At 69.0% G+C, this 13,917-nt stretch carries 13 protein-coding genes and 3 tRNA genes; 7 read left to right on the plus strand and 9 right to left on the minus strand.

Annotated elements, in window-relative coordinates; translation table 11 throughout:
- The first annotated feature begins 96 nt into the window (after window positions 1-96).
- The 3 genes from alaS (at window position 97) to MWN52_RS07625 (ending at window position 3,266) form a co-directional block, all read left to right on the plus strand.
- Window positions 97-2,745: an alanine--tRNA ligase gene (alaS, locus tag MWN52_RS07615; RefSeq protein WP_286577322.1), complete on the plus strand. Its 2,649-nt coding sequence runs from the start codon at window positions 97-99 to the stop codon at window positions 2,743-2,745.
- Window positions 2,746-2,888: 143 nt separating this feature from the next.
- Window positions 2,889-3,098, plus strand: a complete 210-nt coding sequence (gene csrA / locus MWN52_RS07620; RefSeq protein ID WP_286577323.1) for a carbon storage regulator CsrA — start codon at window positions 2,889-2,891, stop codon at window positions 3,096-3,098.
- A gap of 75 nt (window positions 3,099-3,173) precedes the next feature.
- A tRNA-Ser gene (locus tag MWN52_RS07625) sits at window positions 3,174-3,266 on the plus strand.
- 430 nt (window positions 3,267-3,696) lie between these two features.
- Here the strand turns inward: MWN52_RS07625 and MWN52_RS07630 are convergent.
- The 7 genes from MWN52_RS07630 to MWN52_RS07660 all read right to left on the minus strand — a co-directional run bounded on the left by MWN52_RS07630 (window position 3,697) and on the right by MWN52_RS07660 (window position 9,777).
- Window positions 3,697-3,773: transfer RNA gene (locus tag MWN52_RS07630), tRNA-Arg, on the minus strand.
- A 155-nt stretch (window positions 3,774-3,928) separates the two neighbouring features.
- Window positions 3,929-4,936 (minus strand): NAD-dependent epimerase, encoded by a 1,008-nt coding sequence (locus tag MWN52_RS07635; protein WP_286577324.1) that lies wholly within the window; start codon window positions 4,934-4,936, stop codon window positions 3,929-3,931.
- 34 nt (window positions 4,937-4,970) lie between these two features.
- The gene (locus MWN52_RS07640; RefSeq protein WP_286577325.1) at window positions 4,971-6,254 is read right to left on the minus strand and encodes a nucleotide sugar dehydrogenase; all 1,284 of its coding nucleotides are present in this window, start codon (window positions 6,252-6,254) and stop codon (window positions 4,971-4,973) included.
- A 67-nt stretch (window positions 6,255-6,321) separates the two neighbouring features.
- The gene (locus tag MWN52_RS07645; protein WP_286577326.1) at window positions 6,322-7,170 is read right to left on the minus strand and encodes an alpha/beta hydrolase family protein; all 849 of its coding nucleotides are present in this window, start codon (window positions 7,168-7,170) and stop codon (window positions 6,322-6,324) included.
- A 60-nt stretch (window positions 7,171-7,230) separates the two neighbouring features.
- On the minus strand, window positions 7,231-8,634 hold the full coding sequence (locus MWN52_RS07650; RefSeq protein WP_130518959.1) for a PhoH family protein: 1,404 nt from the start codon (window positions 8,632-8,634) through the stop codon (window positions 7,231-7,233).
- A gap of 82 nt (window positions 8,635-8,716) precedes the next feature.
- Complete coding sequence (locus MWN52_RS07655; protein ID WP_286577329.1) at window positions 8,717-9,199, minus strand: peroxiredoxin; 483 nt, start codon at window positions 9,197-9,199, stop codon at window positions 8,717-8,719.
- A 2-nt stretch (window positions 9,200-9,201) separates the two neighbouring features.
- Window positions 9,202-9,777: a glycine cleavage system transcriptional repressor gene (locus MWN52_RS07660; RefSeq protein WP_130518955.1), complete on the minus strand. Its 576-nt coding sequence runs from the start codon at window positions 9,775-9,777 to the stop codon at window positions 9,202-9,204.
- A gap of 136 nt (window positions 9,778-9,913) precedes the next feature.
- On the opposite strand from MWN52_RS07660, the gene dapA reads away from it, so the two are divergent.
- Both dapA and MWN52_RS07670 read left to right on the plus strand, forming a co-directional pair.
- On the plus strand, window positions 9,914-10,822 hold the full coding sequence (gene dapA, locus MWN52_RS07665; protein ID WP_286577330.1) for a 4-hydroxy-tetrahydrodipicolinate synthase: 909 nt from the start codon (window positions 9,914-9,916) through the stop codon (window positions 10,820-10,822).
- 22 nt (window positions 10,823-10,844) lie between these two features.
- Window positions 10,845-11,366, plus strand: coding sequence for a hypothetical protein (locus tag MWN52_RS07670; RefSeq protein WP_130518951.1), 522 nt, complete (start codon window positions 10,845-10,847; stop codon window positions 11,364-11,366).
- 94 nt (window positions 11,367-11,460) lie between these two features.
- Here the strand turns inward: MWN52_RS07670 and fdxA are convergent, their stop codons facing one another.
- On the minus strand, window positions 11,461-11,784 hold the full coding sequence (fdxA, locus tag MWN52_RS07675; RefSeq protein WP_130518949.1) for a ferredoxin FdxA: 324 nt from the start codon (window positions 11,782-11,784) through the stop codon (window positions 11,461-11,463).
- Window positions 11,785-11,921: 137 nt separating this feature from the next.
- Window positions 11,922-11,996 (minus strand) — tRNA-Glu (locus MWN52_RS07680).
- Window positions 11,997-12,052: 56 nt separating this feature from the next.
- Here MWN52_RS07680 and pcnB point away from each other — a divergent pair.
- Both pcnB and folK read left to right on the plus strand, forming a co-directional pair.
- Complete coding sequence (gene pcnB, locus MWN52_RS07685) at window positions 12,053-13,426, plus strand: polynucleotide adenylyltransferase PcnB (RefSeq protein ID WP_228257860.1); 1,374 nt, start codon at window positions 12,053-12,055, stop codon at window positions 13,424-13,426.
- Window positions 13,423-13,914, plus strand: a complete 492-nt coding sequence (gene folK, locus MWN52_RS07690) for a 2-amino-4-hydroxy-6-hydroxymethyldihydropteridine diphosphokinase (protein ID WP_286577332.1) — start codon at window positions 13,423-13,425, stop codon at window positions 13,912-13,914. Before pcnB ends, folK begins: the two co-directional genes overlap by 4 nt.
- Window positions 13,915-13,917 lie beyond the last annotated feature (3 nt).

The following is a 13,917-nucleotide window of genomic DNA, read 5'->3' on the forward strand; positions in this document are numbered from 1 at the left end:
CTTTGCGGTTCAAGGTTGTCTTAAGGGCAGGTCGCATCCATCTAGAGGGGATCCGCGGCCTGTTTTGCCAGCCGCTCGCCCACTGCCCGCGCCCACATGACCGCCCCCACTTTCAGCAGCAGCCAGGTCCGCCAGGACTTCCTCGATTTCTTCCGCGCCAAGGGCCACACCATCGTGCCTTCGGCCCCGCTGGTGCCGGGCAACGACCCGACCCTGCTGTTCACCAATTCGGGCATGGTCCAGTTCAAGGACGTGTTCCTCGGCGCGGAGAAGCGCAGCTACGTGCGCGCGGCCGACGTCCAGCGCTGCCTGCGCGCGGGCGGCAAGCACAACGACCTGGATTCGGTCGGCTATACCGCGCGCCACCACACCTTCTTCGAAATGCTGGGCAACTGGTCCTTCGGCGACTATTTCAAGAAGGAGGCCATCGCCTGGGCCTGGGAGCTGCTGACCCAGGTCTGGAAGCTGCCGGCCGAGCGCCTGCTGGTCACCGTCTACCACACCGACGATGAGGCCTACGGCCTGTGGCACGACGTGATCGGCGTGCCCGCCGAGCGCATCGTCCGCATCGGCGACAACAAGGGCGCGCCCTACGCCTCGGACAACTTCTGGCAGATGGCCGACACCGGCCCGTGCGGGCCGTGCACCGAGATCTTCTACGACCACGGCGCGCACATCGCCGGTGGCCCGCCGGGCTCGCCGGACGAGGACGGCGATCGCTTCATCGAGATCTGGAACCTGGTGTTCATGCAGTTCGACCGCCAGCCCGACGGCACCCTGGTGCCGCTGCCGGCCCCGTGCGTGGACACCGGCATGGGCCTGGAGCGGCTGGTGGCGGTGCTGCAGCACGTGCACAGCAACTACGAGATCGACCTGTTCCAGACGCTGATCCGCAAGGCCGCCGAGCTCACCGGCACGGCCGACCTGGAGAACAAGTCGCTGCGCGTGATCGCCGACCACATCCGCGCCTGTTCGTTCCTGATCGTGGACGGCGTGCTGCCGTCCAACGAAGGCCGCGGCTACGTGCTGCGCCGGATCATCCGCCGCGCCCTGCGCCATGGCTGGATGCTGGGCGTGCGCCAGCCGTTCTTCAGCCAGCTGGTGCCGACCCTGGTGGCGCTGATGGGCGAGGCTTACCCGGAGTTGGCGCAGAAGCAGGACTTCGTCGAGCGCGCGCTGCGCGCCGAGGAAGAGCGCTTCGCCGAGACCCTCGACGCCGGCATGCGCATCTTCGAGGACGTGGCCGCGCGCGCGCAGGGCAGCATTCCCGGCGCCGACGCGTTCCGCCTGTACGACACCTACGGCTTCCCGGTCGACCTGACCGCCGACATCGCCCGCGAGCGCGGCATGGACGTGGACATGGCCGGCTTCGAGGCGGCCATGGAGCAGCAGCGCCAGACCGCGCGCGCGGCCGGCAAGTTCTCCGGCGGCACCGCGCTGCCGGCCGAGTTGGTCGCACAGCTCACGCCGACCGAGTTCCTGGGCTACGACCAGCTGCAGGCCGATGGCCTCAGGATCGTCGCCCTCCTGCACGACGGCCGCCCGGTGCAGCGCCTGGAGGCCGGCCAGTCCGGCCTGGTGCTGCTGGATCGCACCCCGTTCTACGCCGAGTCCGGCGGCCAGGTCGGCGACACCGGCCGGCTGCAGGGCGCCGGCGGCGCGTTCGCGGTCAGCGACACGCTCAAGCTGGCCGGCCAGTTCCACGGTCACCTGGGCCAGGTCGAGCACGGCGCGCTGGCGGTCGGCGATGTCGTCGCCGGCGAGATCGACGCCCAGCGCCGCGGCGCGACCATCCTCAACCATTCGGCCACCCACCTGCTGCACGCCGCGCTGCGCTCGCTGCTGGGCACCCACGTGCAGCAGAAGGGCTCGCTGGTGGCTCCGGACCGGCTGCGCTTCGACTTCTCCCACTTCCAGCCGGTGAGCCCGGCGGAGCTGGCCGAGATCGAGCGCCGGGTCAACGCCGAGGTCCGCGCCAACCACCAGGCCGAGATCCACAACATGGGCATGCAGGAGGCCCTGGACTTCGGTGCGATGGCGCTGTTCGGCGAGAAGTACGGCGAGCGCGTGCGCGTGCTGCGCATGGGCGATACCTCGACCGAGCTGTGCGGCGGCACCCACGTGCAGCGCACCGGCGACATCGGCTTGTTCAAGATCGTCAGCGAAAGCGGCGTGTCCGCCGGCGTGCGCCGCATCGAGGCGGTGACCGGGCAGGGCGCGCTGGACTACGTCGATGGCGAGGAGCGTCGCCTGAGCGAGGCCGCCGGCCTGCTCGGCGGCAGCGCGGCCGAGGTGGTCGAGCGCATCCGCCAGCTCACCGAGCGCCAGCGCAAGCTGGAGCGCGAGCTGGAAAGCCTCAAGGCCAAGGCCGCTTCCGGCGCCACCGCCGACTTGGCCGGCCAGGCGGTCGAGGTGGACGGCATCAAGGTCCTGGCGGCGCGTCTGGAAGGCTTCGACGCCAAGGCCCTGCGCGACGCGGTGGACCGCCTCAAGCAGCAGTTGGGCGACGCCGTGATCCTGCTGGCCGGCACCGAGGGCGGCAAGGCGGCCCTGGTGGCCGGCGTGAACGGTGCCGCAATGGGCCGGGTCAAGGCGGGGGAACTGCTGGGTCACGTCGCCGGTCTGATCGGCGGCAAGGGCGGCGGTCGCCCGGACCTGGCCCAGGGTGGTGGCGAGGACGGGCCCGCCCTTGCTTCGGCGCTGGCTGGGGTCACTTCTTGGGTGGCGCAGCGCCTGGCGGCATAAGCCCGACTCCTTTTCCCTTGCGGCTGGAGGTGACCGGCCGCTACCATGTTTCACGTCCATGAACTTATCTGGAAGCGTTTTTGGCACTACGCGGGCCAAATGCTTCCACCGGCTATACGCTAGCCGGCCTACGGAGAATTGAAATGCTGATCTTGACTCGCCGTGTCGGCGAAACCCTGATGATCGGAGATTCGGTCTCAGTCACCGTCCTCGGCGTGAAAGGCAACCAGGTGCGCATCGGGATCACCGCGCCCAAGGACGTTGCCGTGCATCGCGAGGAGATCTACCAGCGCATCCAGCGTGGCGATGAGGCCGGCACCGAGGATCGCGTCGAAGGCAACAGCTCCAACTGACAGAATGTTTGCCGTGGAGGCGTTCAGCCGGTATCCTTGCCGGCCGTCGCGCAATGCCACGGCACGATGTTGTTCGGAGTGATGCCCGAGAGGCCGAAGGGGCTCCCCTGCTAAGGGAGTATAGGGTCAAAAGCTCTATCGAGGGTTCGAATCCCTCTCACTCCGCCAGTCCTTGAAACCCGCCTTCCGGCGGGTTTTTCGTATGCGCGATTCGGCAGCCGAAGCACGGAATCGAATGCATGCCTGGTCGTCCATTGCCGCGCGTGTGGCGCGCATTCGCGCCTAAGCGCGGCGTGGGATCGCGATGGCATTCGGCGTGCGCCGTGCGAGGGGCCAGGCGCATGCGCCTCGACGATTCACCGTGAGGGCTCCTGCAGCGCAATGGCGTAAGTAGCGCCTACTGTTCGCGCATCTAGACCACGCAAGCGTAGCGACTCGGCGATCGCGTCGACGCGCGCAGATGGTCCGCGCGTTGTGCCGTGACATCGGCTCAGAAGTGCCGAAGAGAAGCCGGGGCGCCCCGGAACCGCGTCATGGATCGGCGGAAAACAGGCAACAAAAAAGCCAGTGGAGTCCACTGGCTTTCTTGTCTTTGTAGTGGCGCGCCCGGAGAGATTCGAACTCCCGACCGCCTGGTTCGTAGCCAGGTACTCTATCCAGCTGAGCTACGGGCGCGCTGCGAAGGAGCGAGATTATTCGGGTTTCGGGCGGCCGCGTCAACACCTTTCATCACCTTTCATCCCCATTCTTTCTCTGCCTGACGATGCGGTGGCTCAATGCTGCTGCTGCAGCAGATCGCCCGCTGCGCAATTCGAGCTCTCCCGCTGCAATCAGACCCCGTAATACTCCCGGTACCACGCCACGAACGCGGCGATGCCGGTCTGGATGGTCGTGGAAGGCGCGTAGCCCACGTCGCGCTGCAGGGCGCTGACGTCGGCGAAGGTATCGGGCACATCGCCAGGCTGCAGCGGCAGCAGCTTGCGCACGGCCTTGACGCCGAGCGCGCGCTCCAGGGTGTCGATGTAGTCCAGCAGCTGCACCGGCGCGCTGTTGCCGATGTTGTAGACCCGGTACGGCGCATCCGAGGTGGCGGGGTTGGGCTGCAGCGGGTCGTAGTGCGGATCGGGCCCGGGAACATGATCGAGCGTGCGGATCACGCCTTCGACGATGTCGTCGATGTAGGTGAAGTCGCGCGTGTGCTGGCCGTTGTTGAACAGCTCGATCGGCTCACCGGCCAGGATGCGCCGGGTGAACTGGAACAGCGCCATGTCCGGCCGCCCCCAGGGGCCGTAGACGGTGAAGAAGCGCAGGCCCGTGGTCGGCAGGCGATAGAGATGGCTGTAGGTGTGCGCCATCAGCTCGTTGGCCTTCTTGCTGGCCGCGTACAGGCTCAAGGGATGATCGACGCTGTCCTCCACGGCGAAGGGCAGCTTGCGGTTGCCGCCATAGACCGAACTGGATGAGGCGTAGACCAGGTGCCCGACCTCGCGGTGGCGGCAGGCCTCCAGGATGTTCATGAAGCCGACCAGATTGCTTTCCACATAGGCGTGCGGATTGACCAGCGAATAGCGCACGCCGGCCTGCGCGGCGAGGTTGACCACCCGCTCGGGCTTGAACGCGTCGAACGCCGCCTCCAGCGCCGGCCTGTCTTCCAGCGCGCCATGGACAAACTGGAAACCCGGCTGCTCGGTCAGGCGCGCCAGGCGCGCCTGCTTGAGCGTGGGATCGTAGTAGTCGTTGAGGTTGTCGTAGCCCAGCACGCTGTCGCCGCGCGCCAGCAGGCGCTCGCTCAGGCGCGCGCCGATGAAACCGGCAGCGCCGGTGACCAGGATCTTCATGGTGTGGATCTCGTCTTCGAAATCATGGGAAGCGTCACAAGCGCGCATCGACCAGGCTGCGGTCCAGCACGCGCTGCACATCGAACAGCACGCCGTCCTGGCGCAGCAGCGCGCGGATGCCGGCGGCGCCCAGGGCGATGAACTCGCGGTGCGCCACGGCCAGGATCACCGCGTCGTAGTGCGCCGCCGCGGGCGCGTCCAGCAGGGTCAGGCCGTATTCGTGGCGCGCCTGCTGCGCATCGACCCAGGGATCGTGGATGTCCGGCGCGATGCCGAACTGGCCCAGCTCGGCCACGATGTCCACCACGCGCGTGTTGCGCAGGTCCGGGCAGTCCTGCTTGAACGCCAGGCCCAGCACCAACACCCGCGCGCCGGCCACGGCCAGGCCGCGCTGGGCCATCAGCTTGATCGTGCGCTGGGCCACGTGCGCGCCCATGCCGTCGTTGATGCGGCGTCCGGCCAGGATCACCTCCGGGTGATGGCCGACCTGCTGCGCCTTGTGGGTGAGGTAGTAGGGGTCCACGCCGATGCAGTGGCCGCCGACCAGGCCGGGCTTGAAGCCGAGGAAGTTCCACTTGGTACCGGCCGCGGCCAGCACGTCCCCGGTATCGATCCCCAAGCGATGGAACAGCAGGGCCAGTTCGTTGACCAGGGCGATGTTGACGTCGCGCTGGGTGTTCTCGATCACCTTGGCCGCCTCGGCCACGCGGATGCTCGGCGCGCAGTGCGTGCCGGCCGGCACGATCGCGCGGTAGAGCGCGTCCACGCGCGCGGCCGCCTCCGGGGTCGAGCCGGAGGTCACCTTGACGATGGTCTCCAGCCGATGTTCGCGGTCGCCCGGGTTGATGCGCTCGGGGCTGTAGCCGGCATGGAAGTCGCGGTTGAACACCAGGCCCGATTCGGCCTCGATGATCGGCACGCAGATCTCTTCGGTCGCGCCGGGGTAGACGGTGGATTCGAAGATCGCCAGGCCTCCGCGGCGGATCGCGCGTCCCACGGTGCGGCTGGCCGACTCCAGGGCGCTCAGGTCCGGGCGCTTGTAGGCGTCGACCGGCGTGGGCACGGTGACGATGAAGACCTCGCAGCCGGCCAGGTCGGCCGCATCGTCGCTGCAGCGCAGGCCGGTGGCCGCGCGCAGCGCCTCGCTCGAGGTCTCCAGCGTGCGGTCGTGGCCCGCCTGCAGTTCGGCCACGCGCGTGGCATCCAGGTCGTAGCCGATCGTGGCGGTCTGCCTGCCGAAGGCCACCGCCAGCGGCAGGCCGACATAGCCCAGGCCGATGATGGCGATCTTCGGTGCAGGAGAGAGCGTGTGGGACATGCGCGAGTCGTTGCCGGAATCCGACGCATAGCATCGCACCGCGCCGCCATCAGCGCGACGACGCAGCTCAGTCGAGCGAAGCCGCCAGCCGCTGTGCGACCGGGTCCGGCTTGCGCATCCAGGCGAAGTGATCGGGTGTGGTCCCAAGCGCCTGACGGTCCAGCACTGCCACGCTGCGTGGACTTGCGTGCGCGAACTTCTCCATCAGTGCGCGCAGCGAGGCCGGCGGCCCGAGCCAATCCTGCGCGAACAGTATTCCGGTCATGGGGATCGTGCAGGCGGCCATGGCGGCCTCGATGGCCACGTCCATGCCTTGACCGGCGTAGCGCCCGCCCAGGCCCACACGGCTCCAGTCCTCGATCAGGCCGCGCGCCTCGTTGCCGCCGAAGCCGATGCGATGGCCGGGCAGGGCGCCGCGACGGCGCGCAAGCCAGGGCAGGAAGCGGTACGCCAGCGGCAGCAGCGGCCCGCGCGGCAGCGGGAAGGTGCGCCAGTACGGCGTGCCGCTGGCGACCAGCCACAGCGCGTCGAAGGGCGTGTCGGTCAGTGCCGCGTGGCAGCCGGCCAGTTGTCCGCCCAGGCTGTGGCCGCCGATCACGCACGTCAGGCCAGGCAGGGCCTTGCGCATCGCCTGCGCGCTGACGGGAAGATCGAGCATCAGCAGCTGGCGATAGCCCCAGTCCACCTCGCGCGAGGCACGCCAGCTGCTGCTGCCATGGCCGCGCGCCTCGTGCAGGAACACGGCGATGCCGCGTTCGGCCAGGGCCTCGGCCAGCGGCACATAGTGGCGTGCCGCCACGCCCAGCGCCGGCAGCCACAGCAGGCTGGCCCGCGGCTGGGCCGGGACGCGGCGCAGCAGCGTCCAGCGATGGCCGTCGCCGGCCTGCAGCGGCAGGCCCTCGTGCGCCTCAGCCATGGCCCCGCGCCTCGCGCCGCCTGCGCCGTGGCCCAGGCCGGCGCGCGCCGGCCGCTGGCGTCACAGCACTTCCGAGGCGAAGTCGGCCAGGCGCGAGCGCTCGCCGCGACGCAGGGTGATGTGCGCGCTGTGCGCCCAGCCCTTGAAGCGGTCCACCGCGTAGGTCAGGCCCGAGGTGGTCTCGGTCAGGTACGGGGTGTCGATCTGCTCGACGTTGCCCAGGCAGACGATCTTGGTGCCAGGACCTGCGCGGGTGATCAGCGTCTTCATCTGCTTGGGCGTGAGGTTCTGCGCCTCGTCGATGATCAGGTAGCGGCTGAGGAAGGTGCGGCCGCGCATGAAGTTCATCGAGCGGATCTTGATGCGGCTGGCGAGCAGGTCGTTGGTCGCCTGCCGGCCCCAGGCGCCGCCTTCCTGGTTATGCGTGAGCACTTCCAGGTTGTCGGTCAGCGCGCCCATCCACGGCGTCATCTTTTCCTCCTCGGTGCCGGGCAGGAAGCCGATGTCCTCGCCCACGCTGACCGTGGCGCGGGTCATGATGATCTCGCGGTAGCGCTGCTGGTCCATGGTCTGGGCCAGGCCTGCGGCCAGCGCCAACAGCGTCTTGCCGGTGCCGGCGGTGCCGAGCAGGCTGACGAAATCGATCTCCGGATCCATCAGCGCATTGAGCGCGAAGTTCTGCTCGCGGTTGCGCGCGCTGATGCCCCATACCGCGTGCTGACCACCGCGGAAGTCGTCGACCAGCGTCAGCGTGGCCTTGCCGTCCGGGTTGACCTTGACCACGCGCAGTTCGACTTCGTCCTCGCCCGGCAGGTAGAGGTACTGGTTGGGGAACCAGTCCTCCTCGTCGGCCATGGTCACCTCGTAGCTGGTGCGCCCACCCTTGTCGCTCCAGGACTTCAGGTCGCCCTGGTGGCGATGCCAGAAGTCCTCCGGCAGCTGCGTGGCGCCGGTGTAGAGCAGGCTGAAGTCGTCCAGCGCGCGGTCGTTCTCGTAGTCCTCGGCCACCAGGCCGCTGATCGAGGCCTTGATGCGCAGGTTGATGTCCTTGGACACCAGGATCACCGGCGTGCCCGGATGCTCCTCGCGCAGCTGCAGCACCGCGGCCAGGATCTTGTTGTCCGGCGCGATGGTGCCGAAGGTGCGGCCCGGATCGACCGGCTTGAGCTGGAAGTGCAGCTGGCCGATCTGCGAGGGCTGGCGCAGGCTCAGGCCCTGCGGATGGACCAGCGTGATGCCCAGCTGGATCTGCTGGGCGTCGGCGCCGACGATGAGCTCGTTGAGGAAGCGGCTGACCTGGCGCGCGTTGCGGCTGACTTCGGACATGCCCTTCTTGGCATTGTCCAGTTCCTCGATCACCTGCATGGGCAGGAACACATCGTGTTCCTCGAACTTGAACAGCGCGGTCGGGTCGTGCATCAAGACGTTGGTGTCCAGCACGTAGATGCGCTTGCTTCGGGTCATCGGCGGTTCCTGTTGGACGGACAGCAGCAGGCCACCACGGCCCGCGGGGCGGGGTGGTGGGGGTAAAGGAAAACAACGGGGGTCACTGGGATCGGGCGGCCTTGAGCGCGTCGAGCACGGCCTGGGCGTGGCCGGCGACCTTGACCTTGCGCCATGCCTGCACGATGCGCGCGTCGGGCGAGATCAGAAAGGTGCTGCGTTCGATCCCCAGCACCTGGCGGCCGTACATGTTCTTCTCGCGGATCACGTCGAAGGCCTTGCACAGTGCCTCGTCGGCATCGCTGACCAGCGGGAAGTCGAATCCCTGCTTGGCGCAGAAGTTATCGTGCGACTTGACCGAATCGCGCGAGACGCCCAGCACCGTGGCGTCCAGCTGCCGGAACTGCGGCAGCAGCGCATTGAACTCCAGCCCTTCGGTGGTGCAGCCCGGCGTGCTGTCCTTCGGATAGAAGTACAGCACCAGCCAGTGGCCGGCGAAATCGGCAAGCGTGGTGGAGGTGCCGCCGGACAGGGCGAGCGGCAGTTTCAGGGTGGACTTGGACAGGGCCTGGGCGGCAGGTACCATCGTCAGAACTTCATCGGGTCCATGATCGCGTCCAGGTTCAGATGGTCGCAGAATTCGAGGAAATCGTCGCGCAGCGCGGCGATGTGCATGTTGGCCGGCACGCCGATGGTGACCTGCGCCGAGAACATCTCCGCACCGGTCTGCATCGCGCGGTAGCGCGTGGACTGCAGGTTCTCGATGGTGATGCCCTGACGGTCGAAGAAATCGGCCAGCTGGAACAGGATGCCCGGCTTGTCGGCGGCCACCACCTCGACGATGTAGGGCAGCAGGTTGGACTGCACGACCTTGGCGGCGGTGCGGTACCAGATCAGCTTGAGGCCTTCCTCGCGCTCGAGGCGGGTCAGCATGGCCTCCAGCTTGGCCACCGCGTCCCAGGAACCGGTGGCCAGCGCCGTCACCGACACGTCCCGCCCGACCGTGGACAACCGCGCATCGACCAGGTTGCAGCCCGAATCGGCGATCCGACGCGTCACGCCCAGCAGGGGCGACTCCGGATGCGTCGTGTAGGCGTTGATCAGGAGGTGGTTTTCGTTCGGCGAAGGCCGGGGCGTGGTGTCAGTCAAAGGGGCTTCCGGCATTGCAACGAGTCTGAATGGCGCCCGGGAGGGGGCCGGTGAAGCGCGGCCAGCATACTTGCCCGTCCTTTCGCGCCGCAAGTAACATCGCTGCCCGTGCGCGGCGTTCCGTGCGTATCACTCCCTACAGGCGAAGCGCTTGTTCCTTTCCGGTTGTATCACCGCCCTGGCCACGCCGTTTTCCGGCGCCGGCGACCTCGATCTGGATGCCTGGCGCGCGCTGCTTTCCCAGCAGCTGCGCGGCGGCGTGCAGGGCGTGGTGGTGGCGGGCTCGACCGGCGAGGCGGCCACGCTGTCCGAAGATGAATACGCCCGGCTGATCCGCGCGGCGGTCGAGCAGATCGGCGACCAGGTCCCGGTCCTGGCCGGCACCGGCCAGTCCAGCACCGCCAGGACCATCGCCCAGACCCGCCTGGCGGCCGCTGCCGGCGCGCACGCCGCGCTGGTGGTGACCCCGCCGTACGTGCGTCCGACCCAGGCCGGCCTGGTCGCCCATTACCGCGCGGTGGCCGAGCAGGGCGGGCTGCCGGTGGTGCTCTACAACGTCCCCGGCCGCACCGGCTGCGACCTGTTGCCCGAGACCGTGGCCGCGCTGGCCGCTCACCCCGGCATCGTCGGCATCAAGGAGGCGGTGGCCGACCCGGCGCGCATGCAGGCGCTGCTGGCGCTGCGCACCGGGACCTTCGCCGTCCTCGGCGGCGACGACGCCACCGCCTGCCGGGCGCTGCTGGCCGGCGCCGACGGGCTAATCTCGGTCGGCGCCAACGCACTGCCCGGCGCCTACCGCCGCCTGTGCGATCTGGCGCGCGCCGGCGACGCCGCCCGGGCCGACGCCTGGGACGCGCAACTGGCAGAATTCCATGCCTTCTTCGGCATCGAGTCCAATCCGATCCCGGTCAAGGCGCTGCTGCAGCGCGCCGGCATCGGCCAGGGCCTGCGCCTGCCGCTGCTGCCGCTGTCGGCCGCCCACACCGGGTTGGCCGATCGCCTGGCCGCACGGCGGGCCGTGCTCGAAGAACAATCCAGCCGCGAACCGCTCGCGGCCTGAATCAACAACGGAGAGTCATTCAATGCGTGTTTCCCGTCTTTCGCGTGTGGTCGTGCCGGTGGTGCTGGCGATGTCGATCGTCGGCCTGTCCGGCTGCAAGTGGTTCCACAAGGGGCCCAAGGGCGACTACGCGCTGAGCGAGCAGGCCCGCCCGCTGGAAGTCCCGCCGGACCTCAACCTGCCCAACACCGCCGGCGCCATGCAGGTGCCGACCGTGGCCAGCGGCAGCGCCGAGGGCCGCGGCCAGCAGGCCGCTCCGGCGGCCAGCAGCACCTCCGGCTTCAACGTCCCCGGCAAGCGCGACGAGGTGTTCGCCAAGGTCGGCGACGCGCTGGGCACGGTCGATGGCCTGACCATCGCCAGCCGCGCGCAGCTGCTGGGCAGCTTCGATGTGACCTACCAGGGCGCCAGCTTCCTGGTGCGCGTGGCCGAGACCAGCTCGGGCGTGTACGTCTCGGCGGTGGATCCGCGCGGCCTGCCGGCCAACGGCCCGGAGGCCACGCGCCTGATGGCCGAGCTGAAGAACAAGCTGGGCGGCACCTGATCCATCGGGTCCGCGCAGTCCACGAAAAAGGCGCCTTGCGGCGCCTTTTTTGTTGGCTGGGGTCGCGCCGGGCCTGGACGGCCGCGCGGTGGGCTCAGCGCTGCAGCAGCGGTAGCTTGTCCGGCTTGCCTTCCCAGTCGCCTGCGTCGGGCAGCGGTTCCTTGCGCACGGTGATCACCGGCCAGGCCTTGGCCAGCTCGGCGTTGAGCGCCACGAAGCCTTCCTGCCCGGCCGGCACGTCGTCCTCGGGGTAGATGGCGTTGATCGGGCACTCCGGCTCGCACAGCGTGCAGTCGATGCACTCGTCCGGGTCGATCACCAGGAAGTTGGGGCCTTCATGGAAACAGTCCACCGGGCACACCTCCACGCAGTCGGTGTACTTGCACTTGATGCAGTTCTCGGTGACGACGAAGGGCATGGGCGTTTCCGGTATGACGTGCGAGGAAGGCTGCGCATTCTATAGGAATGCGCTTCCATCCCCGCCTGCGCGCCCGGGCGGCACAAACGAAAAGACCCGGCATCGGCCGGGTCTGATCGGGTCTCGCATTGCCACGGTGGCGCTCCCTAGGGGACTCGAACCCCTGTTTTAGCCTTGAGAGGGCCACGTCCTAACCACTAGACGAAGGGAGCGTTTTGGCCGTGACGGCTTGAGCTGGTTAGTATATTCGCAGCTTGGGCTCCCGGCAATCGGGTCAGCCGCCACATCAACGGACGCCGCAATCATCACCTCCGAACTTCAGCCCACCGTCATCCCGCGCGAAGCACACACCATCTCGCGCCGGGACATCAGCCCCAACGCTCTGCGCGTGCTCTACCGCCTGCGTGATGCGGGTTTTTCGGCCTATCTGGTCGGCGGCGCCGTGCGCGACCTGCTGGTCGGCCATCACCCGAAGGACTTCGACGTGGCCACCGACGCCACGCCCGAGCAGGTCAAGCAGCAGTTCCGCAACTGCCGCCTGATCGGCCGCCGCTTCCGGCTGGCGCACGTGGTCTTCGGCCGCGAGATCATCGAGGTCGCCACCTTCCGCGCCAACAGCGACGACGGCAGCGGCGACCGCGAGCTGCACGAGGACGGCCGCCTGCTGCGCGACAACGTCTACGGCACCATCGAGGACGACGCGGTCCGCCGCGACTTCACCGCCAACGCGCTGTACTACGCCATCGAGGACTTCTCGGTGCGGGACTACTGCGGCGGCTTCGAGGACGTGCAGGCGCGCCGGCTGAAGCTGATCGGCGACCCCGAGCAGCGCTATCGCGAGGATCCGGTGCGCATGCTGCGCGCGGTGCGCCTGGCGGCCAAGCTGGGCTTCACCATCGATGGGCCGACCGCCGCGCCGATCCCCGAGCTGGCCCCGCTGCTGGCCGAGGCCGCGCCGGCGCGGCTGTTCGAGGAAGTGCTCAAGCTGTTCCTGTCCGGCCATGCCGTGGCCAGCTTCGAGGGCCTGGAGCGCACGGGCCTTTTGACCGTGCTGCTGCCCGAGAGCGCGGCGGCGCTGAAGTCCAACCGCAGCGGCGCGCTGCGCGCCATGGTGCTCGAAGGCCTGGCCGGCACCGATGCGCGCGTGGCGGCCGACGAGCCGGTCTCGCCGGCCTTCCTGTTCGCCCTGCTGCTGTGGCCGGCCTACTGCCGCGCGCTGATCGGCCTGCAGGCACAGGGCACGCATCCGGAAGAGGCCGCGCGCCGCGCCGCCGACCGGGTCACCCTGCACCAGCTGACCACCATCGCGCTGCCGCGTCGCTTCTCCCTGCCGATGCAGGAGATCTGGCTGCTGCAGTCGCGCTTCTCCCAGCGCCAGCGCAAGCGCGTGGTGCGCCTGCTGAGCCATCCGCGCTTCCGCGCGGCGTTCGACTTCCTGGTGCTGCGCCAGTCGGCCTCGCCCGAGCACGCCGCCGATGTCGCCTTCTGGACCCAGGCCCAGACCCAGTCCAACGAGGAGCTGTCGGCCAGCCTGGGCCTGGAGCCGGCCATCGACAGCTATACCGACGAGGACGCGCCGCCGTCCAAGCGTCGCCGACGCCGGCGTCGGCGCAGCGGCGCGGCCGGCGCCAGCGGGGAATGACCGCCCCGGTTACCGCCTGCATCGGCCTGGGTGCCAACCTGGGCGATGCGGCGGGCACGCTGCGCGCGGCCTTCGCGGCGATCGGCGCGCTGCCGGAGACCGTGCTGGTGGCGGCCTCGCCGCTGTACGTGACGCCGGCCTGGGGCGTGGAAGACCAGCCGGACTTCGTCAACGCTGCCGCGCGCGTGACCACCACGCTGCCGGCGCCGGCCCTGCTGGCGGCGCTGCTGGAGATCGAGCGCCGCTTCGGCCGCGACCGCAGCCGCGAACAGCGCTGGGGCCCGCGCACGCTGGACCTGGATCTGCTGCTCTATGGCGAGGCGGTGATCGATGTGCCTGGTCTGCAGGTGCCGCATCCGCGCCTGCACGAGCGCGCTTTCGCCCTGGTGCCGCTGGCCGATGTGGCCCCGGAGCTGCGCATCGCCGGCCACGGCAGCGTGCGGGAAGCAGCTTTCCGCATCGACCGTGGCGCCATCACCGCGTTATGAGTG

This window comes from Pseudoxanthomonas winnipegensis (assembly GCF_030322905.1).
GTDB classification, from domain to species: domain Bacteria; phylum Pseudomonadota; class Gammaproteobacteria; order Xanthomonadales; family Xanthomonadaceae; genus Pseudoxanthomonas_A; species Pseudoxanthomonas_A winnipegensis.

What these genes read in the sequence shown, in the direction of transcription:
- alaS (WP_286577322.1), top strand. Translation starts at nt 97, where the DNA reads ATGACCGCCCCCACTTTCAGCAGCAGCCAGGTCCGCCAGGACTTCCTC.
- MWN52_RS07650 (WP_130518959.1), bottom strand. Translation starts at nt 8,634, where the DNA reads ATGACCCGAAGCAAGCGCATCTACGTGCTGGACACCAACGTCTTGATG.
- fdxA (WP_130518949.1), bottom strand. Translation starts at nt 11,784, where the DNA reads ATGCCCTTCGTCGTCACCGAGAACTGCATCAAGTGCAAGTACACCGAC.
- MWN52_RS07660 (WP_130518955.1), bottom strand. Translation starts at nt 9,777, where the DNA reads ATGCCGGAAGCCCCTTTGACTGACACCACGCCCCGGCCTTCGCCGAAC.
- MWN52_RS07670 (WP_130518951.1), top strand. Translation starts at nt 10,845, where the DNA reads ATGCGTGTTTCCCGTCTTTCGCGTGTGGTCGTGCCGGTGGTGCTGGCG.
- MWN52_RS07635 (WP_286577324.1), bottom strand. Translation starts at nt 4,936, where the DNA reads ATGAAGATCCTGGTCACCGGCGCTGCCGGTTTCATCGGCGCGCGCCTG.
- MWN52_RS07645 (WP_286577326.1), bottom strand. Translation starts at nt 7,170, where the DNA reads ATGGCTGAGGCGCACGAGGGCCTGCCGCTGCAGGCCGGCGACGGCCAT.
- csrA (WP_286577323.1), top strand. Translation starts at nt 2,889, where the DNA reads ATGCTGATCTTGACTCGCCGTGTCGGCGAAACCCTGATGATCGGAGAT.
- MWN52_RS07640 (WP_286577325.1), bottom strand. Translation starts at nt 6,254, where the DNA reads ATGTCCCACACGCTCTCTCCTGCACCGAAGATCGCCATCATCGGCCTG.
- folK (WP_286577332.1), top strand. Translation starts at nt 13,423, where the DNA reads ATGACCGCCCCGGTTACCGCCTGCATCGGCCTGGGTGCCAACCTGGGC.
- MWN52_RS07655 (WP_286577329.1), bottom strand. Translation starts at nt 9,199, where the DNA reads ATGGTACCTGCCGCCCAGGCCCTGTCCAAGTCCACCCTGAAACTGCCG.